This is a genomic window from Fodinibius roseus (assembly GCF_900129315.1).
In the GTDB taxonomy this organism is placed as follows: Bacteria; Bacteroidota; Rhodothermia; order Balneolales; family Balneolaceae; genus Fodinibius; species Fodinibius roseus.
Window position 1 is genome coordinate 171,619 of record NZ_FQUS01000006.1, and the last position, 11,729, is coordinate 183,347.

General features: G+C 53.5%; 8 protein-coding genes. 5 read left to right on the forward strand and 3 right to left on the reverse strand.

The features are described 5' to 3' along the window. Positions 1-320 precede the first annotated feature (320 nt). The 5 genes from BUB16_RS07380 to BUB16_RS07400 all read left to right on the forward strand — a co-directional run bounded on the left by BUB16_RS07380 (position 321) and on the right by BUB16_RS07400 (position 6,219). Entirely contained in the window at positions 321-1,430 is a 1,110-nt protein-coding gene (locus BUB16_RS07380; RefSeq protein WP_073061788.1) for an alkene reductase, read from the forward strand. 242 nt (positions 1,431-1,672) lie between these two features. Further along, entirely contained in the window at positions 1,673-2,602 is a 930-nt protein-coding gene (locus tag BUB16_RS07385; protein WP_073061583.1) for a VOC family protein, read from the forward strand. Positions 2,603-2,612: 10 nt separating this feature from the next. Further along, the gene (locus BUB16_RS07390) at positions 2,613-3,545 is read left to right on the forward strand and encodes a VOC family protein (protein WP_073061585.1); all 933 of its coding nucleotides are present in this window, start codon (positions 2,613-2,615) and stop codon (positions 3,543-3,545) included. 84 nt (positions 3,546-3,629) lie between these two features. Continuing rightward, a complete protein-coding gene (locus tag BUB16_RS07395; protein WP_073061588.1) occupies positions 3,630-4,304 on the forward strand; it encodes an alpha/beta hydrolase in 675 nt (224 codons plus the stop codon). Between the two features lie 535 nt (positions 4,305-4,839). Further along, positions 4,840-6,219 carry an amidohydrolase family protein gene (locus tag BUB16_RS07400; protein ID WP_073061591.1) on the forward strand — a complete coding sequence of 460 codons (1,380 nt, stop codon included), beginning with the start codon at positions 4,840-4,842 and terminating at the stop codon, positions 6,217-6,219. A gap of 10 nt (positions 6,220-6,229) precedes the next feature. Here BUB16_RS07400 and BUB16_RS07405 read toward each other — a convergent pair whose 3' ends face one another. The 3 genes from BUB16_RS07405 to BUB16_RS07415 all read right to left on the reverse strand — a co-directional run bounded on the left by BUB16_RS07405 (position 6,230) and on the right by BUB16_RS07415 (position 11,415). Next, positions 6,230-8,698, reverse strand: coding sequence for a glycogen/starch/alpha-glucan phosphorylase (locus BUB16_RS07405; protein ID WP_073061595.1), 2,469 nt, complete (start codon positions 8,696-8,698; stop codon positions 6,230-6,232). Between the two features lie 79 nt (positions 8,699-8,777). Further along, entirely contained in the window at positions 8,778-9,641 is an 864-nt protein-coding gene (gene ispE / locus BUB16_RS07410; protein WP_073061599.1) for a 4-(cytidine 5'-diphospho)-2-C-methyl-D-erythritol kinase, read from the reverse strand. 352 nt (positions 9,642-9,993) lie between these two features. Then, on the reverse strand, positions 9,994-11,415 hold the full coding sequence (locus tag BUB16_RS07415; protein ID WP_073061602.1) for a CCA tRNA nucleotidyltransferase: 1,422 nt from the start codon (positions 11,413-11,415) through the stop codon (positions 9,994-9,996). Positions 11,416-11,729 lie beyond the last annotated feature (314 nt).

The following is an 11,729-nucleotide window of genomic DNA, read 5'->3' on the forward strand; positions in this document are numbered from 1 at the left end:
AGAAATGCAGCTCTCTCAACAGAAAGAACGGGGCGGCCGATCGCCGGTTTTCACGTATGGCGACCTGCGAAAGAATTGAAACGATCCGCGGAGACTGAAAAAAGATGGGAAGATAGGATTTTCTGAATGCCTGAGTTCTGAAGGCGAATTATGCGATAAATATATCATCAATGACCTCCATAAAAAATATCTATTTTGATATTATATAGTTTAACATTAAACTAATTGGAGTAGTTAAGTTAGTTTAAACAATGCTGCGTTCAGGGATCGCCTTTTTAAATTTTTCATCCCTTAACGCCCAAACGAATATTCCCAAAACTATGAACAAGCAACAACCACTTTTAGAATCGTATAATCTTTCAGGACTTGACCTTTCAAATCGTGTAGTCATGGCCCCCATGACCCGGAGCCGGGCCGGAGAGGGAAATGTCCCCACCGACCTGATGGCTACCTACTATAAGCAGCGGGCATCGGCGGGACTTATTATCACGGAAGGCACGCAGATCTCCCGGCAGGGGGTGGGGTACCCGTGGACGCCCGGCATCCACAGCGAACAGCAGGTAGAGGGCTGGAAGAAAATAACACAAGCGGTACATGAGAGCGGGGGACATATTTTTGCCCAGATCTGGCATGTGGGACGCGTTTCCCATCCGCTCTATCACGAGGGGGATAAACCGGTAGCGCCTTCCGCTGTCAAACCCGAGGGAGAGATTTTCACCGCCGAGGGCATGAAGGAATTTGTGTCCCCCCGCGCCCTTGAAACGGCGGAAATTCCGGGAATTATCGAAGATTATGCACAGGCCGCCCGCAATGCCGCGGAAGCCGGCTTTGACGGCGTGGAGATCCACGGGGCCAACGGCTACCTGATCGACCAGTTTCTTAAGGATAGCACCAACCGGCGGGATGACGCCTACGGGGGCAGCATTGAAAACCGCAGCCGCTTTGCACTGGAAGTCGTAGAGGCTGTTTCCGGGGCTATCGGGGCCGATAAGACCGGCATCCGCTTTTCCCCGGCCGGACGCAACCAGGGCATTATCGACTCCAATCCCAAAGAAGTATTCGGCTACCTGCTGGAACAGCTCAACAGCTACGACCTGGCCTATGTGCACTTGATGGAGCCGATGGGGGATGTCAGTGATCTGCCAGACTATCCTGAAAAGGTCACGGAATTTTTCCGTCCCGTCTACGAGGGGACAATCATCACCAACGCAGGTTTCGACCGGGAAAGCGGCAATAAGGTTCTCTCAGAAGGTGCAGCCGACCTGGTAGCCTACGGGCGGATTTTCCTGGCAAATCCTGATCTTCCGGAACGTTTTGCGGCACATGCCGACCTCAATGAACCGGATCCCGGGACCTTTTACGGAGGGGATGAAAAAGGATATACCGATTATCCCTTTATGGATAATGCCTCAAATGAGGCTGCGGAATAAAACGGTGCGGGTCCGTGCTGTGCGATAAGCGTCTAAATTGGTACATTCGGATCACAGGTTTCGGGAAGATCCACAAGGCCCCGACTCCTGCGCCGATAGCTTGCAGCCGGAATCCCGCCGCATACATCCGTGCATGTCCGCATTACATGCCGTATGTTACTGAAGCCGCCAGTTACGCACAAGTTTATACCGGGGACCAAGCCAGGTAACCCGAACCAGGCATTTAACGTTTAACAGCTAACATGTCGCACGCTCAAGGAATCCATCATATTACTGCCGTCGCCGGCGATCCCCGGCGGAATTACTGGTTTTACACGCAGGTATTGGGACTGCGCCTCGTAAAGAAAACGGTGAACTTCGATGATCCCACGATATATCACCTGTATTACGGAAATGCATCGGGAGAACCGGGCACCATTCTTACTTTTTTTCCCTGGGAACACCTGGAGGATGGCAAACCGGACCGGGGACAAGTGGTAGCGGTTTCCTTTTCCGTGCCCGCGAATTCCAGGGAATTCTGGCTTACCCGCCTGAAGGAACAAGACGTTGATATGGAACCCCCCTTTGAACGGTTCGGCAGAGAAATAATCGGGCTCCAGGATCCGGACGGGCTGCACCTGGAGCTGGTGTTGGAGCCCAAAGCGGAGGCCCTTGGGGGATGGGCCGGCGGGCCGGTCCCGCAAGCCTGTGCCATCCGCGGCATTCACGGCGCTACCCTGGCCGAAAAAGATTATGCGGCGACCGGCCGGCTGCTGGAAGAAGAGCTGGGCTTTGAATTAACCGACCAGTTAGATGATCGGTACCTGTATGAGTCGGCAGGACTTCTTGGCTCAACAATTGAACTCATCGACCGGTTCGGTCCCAATGGCCGTCCCGGCAAAGGGACGGTGCATCATATCGCTTTCCGGGCAAAAGATGAAGAAGATCAGCAGGCGATACGCCGGCGCCTGTTGAACAAAGGATACTATCTTACGGAAGTAAAAGACCGCGATTATTTCAAATCGGTATATTTTCACGAACCCGGGGGCATATTGTTTGAAATTGCCACGGATCCCCCGGGCTTTACCCGGGACGAAAAGCTTGAATCGCTCGGCGGCGCTTTGCAGCTCCCGCGGTGGCTCGAGGACCAGCGTCACCGGATCGAAGCAGAACTGACCCCATTAACTAATTAATTGGTTTATTATGCCTGAACACCGTGGACTCCATCATATATCTGTCATTGCCAGCGATCCGCAAGCGAATTACGACTTTTATGTCAAGAAGCTGGGGATGCGCATGGTCAAGAAAACCGTCAACCAGGACGATCCCACGAAGTACCACCTCTTCTACGCCAACGCGGAAGGGAGTCCCGGTTCGAGCCTGACCTTCTTTCCCTGGCCGGGAGCCCGTCGGGGCGTGCCGGGAACCGGGGAGGCCACGGACATTTCCCTGGCCGTTCCCGAGGATTCGCTCCCTTACTGGCGTGAGCGGCTTGCAAATCAGCATATAACCTATAGCGGGGCCCATCAGCGGTTTGGGAAACAGCTGCTTTCGTTTGAAGACCCCGACGGACTTCAGCTGCACCTGGTCTTTGAGGACCGCAAGGGCGACCTTGACGGCTGGAAACGCTCTGAGGTCCCTGCCGAGCATCAAATTCAGGGGTTCTGGAGTACGACGCTTACACTCGACCGTGTTGAGGATACGGAACATATTCTCACCGCTATCCTCGGCTTTGAGCAACAAGCCACCGACGGGAACGCCACGCTCTACCGGACGAAAAGTGAGCTCGGCCATGCCCTCATTATCGAGGAAACGCCAAAAGCACAGGGTCAGAACGGGGCCGGTATTGTGCATCATGTGGCTTTTCAAACCGAGGACGATGATGATCTGAAAACATTGCGCCACGAAGTTTTACGGCTGGGACTCCAGCCCACCGAAATCATTGACCGGCACTTCTTCAAATCGGTCTACTTTCGCACGCCGGGGGGCGTGCTCTTTGAGATGGCGACGCACGGTCCCGGGTATTTCGTCCATTCGGATCCCTCGGAAGACCAGGCGGAAAAGCTGGAGCTTACGCCCTGGCACGAATCCAAACGCGAACAGATTGAATCGGCCCTGCCGACGATAGAAATTTAAGCCGGGCCTCGTAGCCGTATTCCCCATATCGCATTCATCGCCACAGCATCAGACGCTAAATCACTCACAACCAAATAACGTATCATGGCCCTATTTCGAGTAGATCCGGATCATCCGTTTAGCGGTCCACACCAAAACCAGTCAACCCTCACCCGCGGTCCCGCCGCGGAGGAGGCTGCCGTCGGCATGATCCTCATTCACGGACGGGGCGCATCAGCGGAAAGCATGTTGGCCCTGGCGGAAGAATTTGACCGGCCTGACATCCACTACCGGGCTCTCCGGGCCCGGCGGCATACCTGGTATCCCCGGTCTTTTTTATCCCCTATACCAATGAATCAGCCGGGTATTTCGAGCGGACTGCAGGCCATCTACGACCAGGTCCATGATCTCGGTGAAAACGGCATCTCAACCGATCATACGGTCCTGCTGGGCTTTTCGCAGGGCGCCTGCCTGGCAACGGAGTTTGCCGCGCGGCATCCGCAGCGGTATGGCGGAGTCGTGGGACTCAGCGGGGGACTGATCGGCGATGAGATAGATCCGGGGAATTACAGCGGATCGCTGCAGCAGACGCCGGTCTTTCTGGGCTGCAGCGACCGGGATGCCCACATCCCCCGGGAGCGGGTCGACATTACGGCACAGGTTTTCCGGCAGCTGGGAGCAGGCGTCACCAAGAAGATCTACAAGGGCATGGGACATAACGTCAACCAGGATGAGATAGATCATATCAACCGGCTGCTGTCGGATATTACGGGCATCTAACGCACCAATGACGCTCAACCGGTGATCTTACACACGACCCGCGGGGATTTTAACAGCAGGGCCGTCTATAAACCATTGCTATTCCCCGTTTTATGATCATACATCAGAGGGGATTTTCAAAACAGTTTTAAGAAGCCTTTGCAAAACCGTTCTGTTGGCCAATCTCTTTATTTTCGCGCATTCAACATCCTCACACAGGCTTTATTTGGGATGGGCTTGAATGCGGTCAGGGGTTGATTTTACCTAAAAACCCTTGTTTTCAAAGGTTTTCTTTATGTAGGAAGTACAAGGAGAACGTCTCCTGAAGGCCGACAATAGTCATTTTATTAAATTATTTGCCTTCATTCCGTTAATTGATGATTATTAAGAAAGCGTTACGCAACCTCCCGCACGGTTGGTGTTACCGTCGGTGGGTAGGAACTTGTGCATCCCCTGCTCCGGGCAGGTAGGCTGGGATGACAAAACCGTCTACACTTGAATATAGTATAATGGGATGAGTGTCTCTGATATTCTAATCAATAAAACAATTGATATCATGATACGACAAATAGTTTTTCTGTTTTTAGCGGGATTACTGATAGGCTGTTCGTCAAAGGAAACGATAGAGGCCGATAAAGTGATAGAAAACGTTCATGTGATCTCCATGAACGACGAGGAGGAAGAGGTCCGGCAAAACAGTACGGTTTTTATAGAGGAAGATCGTATTGTCCGGATCGCCGAAAATGACCGGTATGCGGCAGTAGAGGAGGCCGAGATCATTGATGGCGGCGGGGGATATTTGATACCCGGGCTCTCTGAGATGCACGCTCATATTCCATCGGGCGATAACGACCGGTCCTATATCGATGATGTGCTGTTTCTCTACCTGGCCAACGGCATTACGACCATCCGGGGCATGCTTGGGGATCCTCTGCATCTGGAGCTGCGCCGGCAGGCGGAACAAAACGAGCTGCTGAGCCCGCGTATTTACACATCGGGACCCGGTTTCGGGGGTGATTTTGAAAGCCCCGAAGAGGCACGCCGGCAGGTGCGGGATCAGCATGAGGCCGGATATGACTTTCTTAAAATATTTCCGGGCCTCACTCTTGAAGAGTATAACGCCATTGCGGATGAGGCAGACTCCGTGGGTATTGAATTCTCGGGGCATATCCCCGCTTCTGTCGGCCTGGAAAGGGCGTTGGAAGCGGGACAGACGACCATCGATCACCTGGACAAATACGTGGAAGCCCTCGCTGCTGAATCCATAAATACGGATGAGGTTGAAAACCCGGGAGTCATCTTCTTTGGCATGCATTTGACGCCCGAGGCCGACCGCGAACGCATTTCGGAAATAGCCCGGCGTACAGCGGAAGCGGGAGCCTGGAATGTGCCGACGCAGGCGCTCTCGGAGCATGTGATCGGGACCGACGACCCCGAAACACTGGCAGAGCGCCCCGAATTCCGGTATATGTCCCCCGAAACGGTCCAGCAGTGGATCGAAAGCAAACAATCCATTACCGGTAACGAGGCCTACAGCGAAGAGCTGGCCCGGGAATACCTGCAGCTTCGCCGGGATATCATCAAGGGCCTCCACGAGGAAGGGGCGGGACTGCTTCTGGGCTCGGATGCGCCCCAGATCTTCAATGTACCCGGCTTTTCGGTTCACCACGAACTGCGCTATATCGTCGAGGCGGGATTAACGCCTTATGAAGCGCTCAGGACCGGCACCTACCATACCGCCCGGTACCTCGATGACCTGCAAAACAGCGGGACCCTCGCCGAGGGCAAGGTCGCCGATATGGTGTTACTGGAAGCCAACCCGCTGGAGGACATTGCCAACTCGGATTCCATTGCCGGAGTGATGTACCGGGGAAACTGGCTGTCCGGGGATGAAATTGAAGAGCGCCTGAATGCTATAGCGGAAAAACATCAATGACGGGCTGTTTTTAATCAACCTCCACATCCCAGATTCGCTCACAGTAGTCGCGAATCGACCGATCCGAAGAAAAATGTCCCATATTGGCTATATTGATAATAGCTTTGCGGCACCACTCGTCTTTCTTTTTATAGACCCGCTCTACTTCGGCCTGTTTCTCCACATAGGACCGGTAGTCGGCCAATACCATAAAATAATCGCCTTCATTCAGCAGGGCGTTCGTAATGGGATGAAAAAGATCCGGGTCTTCGGGACTGAAATAGCCCTCGTGAATCTGGTCGATCACCTGTTTCAGCTCTTCATCCGAGTCATAGATCTCTTTCGGCTCATACCCCTCCCGGCGTTTATGCTCAATATCATCCACCGTCATGCCAAAAATGAAGATATTTTCCGGTCTTACCTGCTCCCGGATTTCAATGTTGGCACCGTCCAGGGTCCCGATCGTCAGCGCCCCGTTCAGGGCAAATTTCATATTCCCGGTGCCCGAGGCTTCCATACCGGCCGTCGAAATCTGTTCGGAAAGGTCCGCAGCGGGAATCATCTTCTCGGCCAGTGACACGCTGTAATCGGGCAGAAACAGCACGCGCAGCGTATCCGAAACATCGGGATCGTTATTCACGATCTCCGCCACGTTGTTAATGAGCTTGATATGCAATTTCGCCATGGTATAGCCGGGCGCGGCTTTGCCGGCAAAGAGCAGTGTGCGCGGTTCTATATCCGCACCGGGATTGCTTTTCAGGCGATTATAGAGGGTTATGGCATGCATGAGGGCCATCAGCTGGCGCTTATACTCGTGAATACGCTTAATCTGGATGTCAAAGATGGAGTGAGGGTCCACGCTGACACCCCGCTCCTTTTTGATATAGGCCGCCAGCCGCTTTTTGTTGGCCAGTTTGATCTGCCGGACCGAGTCCTGGAACTCCTCATCCTCCGAAAACTGCTCGATTCGCCGGAGCTGGTCCAGCTGCGTAATCCAGTCGTCACCGATGCGATCGGATATCAGGTCAGCCAGCGCCCGGTTACACTGCCGCAGCCAGCGACGCGGCGTTATGCCATTGGTAACATTGGTGAACTTTTCGGGAAACTGCCGGGCAAAGTCCCTGAAGATTGTTTTTTTCATCAGGTTGCTGTGCAGCTCAGAGACGCCATTCACCTTCCTGGCTCCCACGATGCCCAGGTTGCCCATCCGCACCCGGGCATTCATTTCGTTGCTGATAATGCGCATCCGGTCTTTCTTGTCCCCTTCCTCCCCGCTCCCGGCGACTTCAATAGTGTTCAGAAAGCGGCGATCGATCTCCCGTATAATCTGGGTATGACGGGGCAGCAGGTTGGCCATCAGCGAGATGGGCCACTGCTCGAGCGCCTCCGGCATCAGCGTGTGGTTGGTATAATTGGTTGTTTGGGTAACAATATCCCAGGCCGGCCCCCATTCCAGTCCTTCCTCATCCATCAGCACGCGCATCAGTTCGGGGATCGCAAGATTGGGATGCGTGTCGTTGCACTGCACCGCCATTTGATCGGGAATTTTCCGCAGGTCGTCGAACTGCTTCTTGAACCGCTGCATGGCATCCTGCAGGGAGGCCGAAACCAGGAAGTACTCCTGCTTCAGCCGCAGCTCCTGTCCCTTGAACACCTTGTCGTTGGGATAGAGCACGCGCGAGATATTCTCCTCCAGCAGGTTATTACGCACCGCGTCGATATATTCGCCCTGGTTAAAACTCTTCAGATCGAACCCTTCGTCCGAAGTAGCTTTCCAGAGACGGAGCGTATTGACGACTTCATTCCGGTAACCCGGGATGGGCGTATCGTATGCCAGCGCATTGACTTTGTGCGTGTTGACCCAGTCGAAATGCATGCGCCCCTCCTTGTCTTTGCTGGCATTCGTCTCTCCATAAAACTGCACCTTGTATTTTTTGCGGGGACGAACGATGCTCCACGGGTAACCGTATTCGAGCCACAGGTCGGGTTTTTCGATCTGCCACCCGTCTTCAATATCCTGATCGAAGATGCCGTAGTCGTACCGGATGCCGTAACCGATCGCCGGCACGCCCAGGGTCGCCATCGAATCCAGGAAACAGGCTGCCAGGCGTCCCAGTCCCCCGTTACCCAGTCCCGCATCCACCTCGGTTTCGCGGAGTTCGTCGTAATCCAGGCCCAGTCCCTCAATCGCCTCGGCGGCCACGTCCTGCAGTCCCAGGTTGACCAGCATATTGTCCAGCAACCGCCCAATAAGGTACTCCATGGACAGGTAATAGACCCGCTTGGATTTCTGCTGGTAATAGCCCTGCTGGGTATCGATCCACCGGTCGTGGAGGCGATCCATCACGGTCATCACGACGCTGTGGTAGTGATCCCATTCTGTGGAAACATATTGATCCTTGGCCAGGGTATATTGCAAATGCTGTTTGATGTCCTCGCGGAAAGCATCCACGTCCATGCCGGTGCGCGGATGAATAGTCTGTTTAGAATCGGTAGGCATAAAATCGCTGTGCTAATTGGATAATCGGTTAAGTCGGTAAGTAATCATTAAAAACGGACAATTAAAAATGAAAACAACTTCATTCTTTACGGTAGATACCGTAGTCAGGCGTAAAATGGGGACGCGTGAGATTACAGGGCAGATCGAGTTCCAGGAACCCCTTGTAGGCACTGGTAGCCACAAAATCCTGCTCAAAGATACCGTATACAGCCGATCCGCTGCCCGTCATCGAAGCATAAAGCGCGCCGAATTCATACATCTGGTCTTTCAGGTTACCCGCCACGTGGATCCGCGGGAAGACCGCCTGCTCCAGGTCATTGACCAGCGTATAGCGCCACTCATCAATTCCGGTTTCAGTAAGCGTTTCCCTGAGATCAAAGTCGGGCTCGGGATTGGGCCGGCAGTTCTGGTAGGCCTCCGCAGTGCTGCTCGACTTGTCCGGGAAGCAGGTGACAATCCAATAGTCCGGCTGGATGTCAACAGGCTCGATATCGTGTCCCACCCCCCGGCCGATGCCGGCTTCGCCCCTGATAAAGAAGGGGATATCGGCCCCGAGATTTCGGCTCAGGTCGATCAGCTCGTCATCGCTCAGGCCCATCTCTTCAATTTTGTTGAGCATGCGGAAGGTCAGTGCGGCATTGCTGCTGCCGCCGCCCAGCCCGGCCCCGGCGGGAATATGCTTGTCAACCTTGATCAGGTAGTTGTGCTTCAGCCCTACATAACGGTCAAGCGCGGCGACCGCCTTGTTGATCAGGTTGCTCTCACCCGTAGGAATATCCTCATCGCTGATCTCCAGCTTCATTTCGGGGGCCTGCTTTACCTCGAAGCGGTCGCTCCATTCCACAAAACAAAAACCGGTTTCAATCCGGTGGTAGCCGGTCGGCAAGCGCTCCAGCACATGCAGGCCGAGGTTTATCTTCGCATACGATTCAGCGATCCACATGGTAAGTCTCGTTATTGGTTTTGGTTATCTGCTATTTTTTAGAGGCCTTTGTAAATCGATCTATTGACCAGTTTCTGTATTTTCGAGAATTCAAAATACTCACAAATCTCTTATATGCCGTGGTTTCGAATTCGCTCAGGCTTTGATCTTGATCTAAATTCCTGGTTTTGCCAAGGCCTCTATTACTATTAATACAGCATGACATAGCTTACACTTCTACCGGCCGTTAAGCAGGTGGCGAAGCCCGTTTCCGCCCAAAACCCGGGCGGCGCTCCCGCAAGGGGAGACGGGTCTATCTTTCACAAGGATAAAGAAAAGAATTACTCACCCATTAGCCGGGAATCCCGGACGGTCAACTGATATACTCGTCCTTGATACGCATCATATAATCGAAGGCGGCATCGTGCTCGTTGGGAATTTCCCCATCCAGGATCGCTTCCCTGATCGCATCTTTAATGTCACCGACCGCAGGTCCGGGCGAAATATCCAGGGCCTCCATAATCTCATCGCCGCTAATCGGATTTTTCCACTGCCTCATCCGGTCTTTTTTCTCGACCTCTTTGATTTTCTGCTCTACGTAGTCAAAATTACGATTATACTGCTTGACCTTGTAATCGTTTTTACTGGTGATATCGGCCCGGCACAGGGTCATCAGGTCATCGATGTCGTCCCCGGCCTCGTAGATAAGGCGGCGGACAGCACTGTCGGTGACCTCATCCGAAACCAGGGCGATGGGACGCAGGTGCAGGCGTACCAGCTTTCGGACATAGCGCATCCGCTCATCCAGCGGCAGTCCCAGTCTCCGGAAAATACGCTTCACCCACTGCGCGCCCAGCGCATCATGTCCGTGGAACGTCCAGCCGGTTCCCTTCACAAACTTCTGCGTGGCCGGCTTGGCAATATCGTGCATGATAGCCGCCCAGCGCAACCACAGGTCCCCGCCCATTCCGGCCACATTATCCAGCACTTTCAGCGTATGCCAAAAATTATCTTTATGACGTATGCCCTGCACTTCCCTGACCCCGTGCAGTTTTACCATCTCGGGGAAAAAGTGGTGCAGGAGCCCCGTTTTAAAGAGATGCGCAAAACCGGTAGATGGTTTCGGCGCCATCACTATTTTGTTGAGCTCCTCCACAATACGTTCCTTGGAAATAATGTCAATGCGTTCGGCCATCTTTTCGATTGCGCGATAGGTCTCCCCTTCGATATCGAACTGCAGCTGCGTGGCAAAACGGATCGCACGCATCATACGCAGGGGATCGTCATCGAAGGTAGTCAACGGATCGACCGGGGTGCGAATCAATCGTTTTTTCAGGTCCTGGATGCCCCCGAACGGATCCATCAGCTGACCGTAATTCTCCCTGTTGAGCGACCAGGAAAGGGCGTTGATCGTAAAATCGCGACGCAGCTGATCGTCCCGCAGCGAGCCATCTTCCACGATCGGCTTGCGGGAATTACGCCGATAGCTTTCCTTCCGGGCCCCCACAAACTCCAGGTCCATATTATCGTAGCTGATGTGGGCGGTCCCGAACTGCTTGAACACCGACAGCCGGTCGGTCCCCAGCATATCAGCGACCTTTCGGGCCAGCTTAATGCCCGAACCGACCGTCACAAAATCAATATCCAGGTCCCGATCCTCTTTTGTGCGGTCAAGATAGAAATCCCGCACATAGCCCCCGACCACATAGACCTGCTGTCCGACTGCCTCGCCGGCCCGGGAAATGACTTCAAATACATTATTATGTTTGGGATGAATATCTTGCACGATTTCCATTTTTTTATGCCGCGAACTCACAAAGACTCAACTACTTGTTCCTTGAAAGAAACACTCAGCGTCCCCGCGGAACGGTTTTTTGTGCTGCTTTTCCTGGTCCGAATAAAAAGTATACAACTCCGGCTCTTGTTACGTCAATACTGTAAGCCTTGACCAAAAAGATACTCCTTCCGTCCGGCAAGGATCGAACATGCACAAATTAGCCCCCTCCCGGGAACGTACTGAGTCTCCTGTAATACTCTTGTCTCAGTCCATTGTTTAGTGTCTCGGTGATTCTCCGGCCGTTTTAAAATAAGCGTAAAAATAAGAACAAA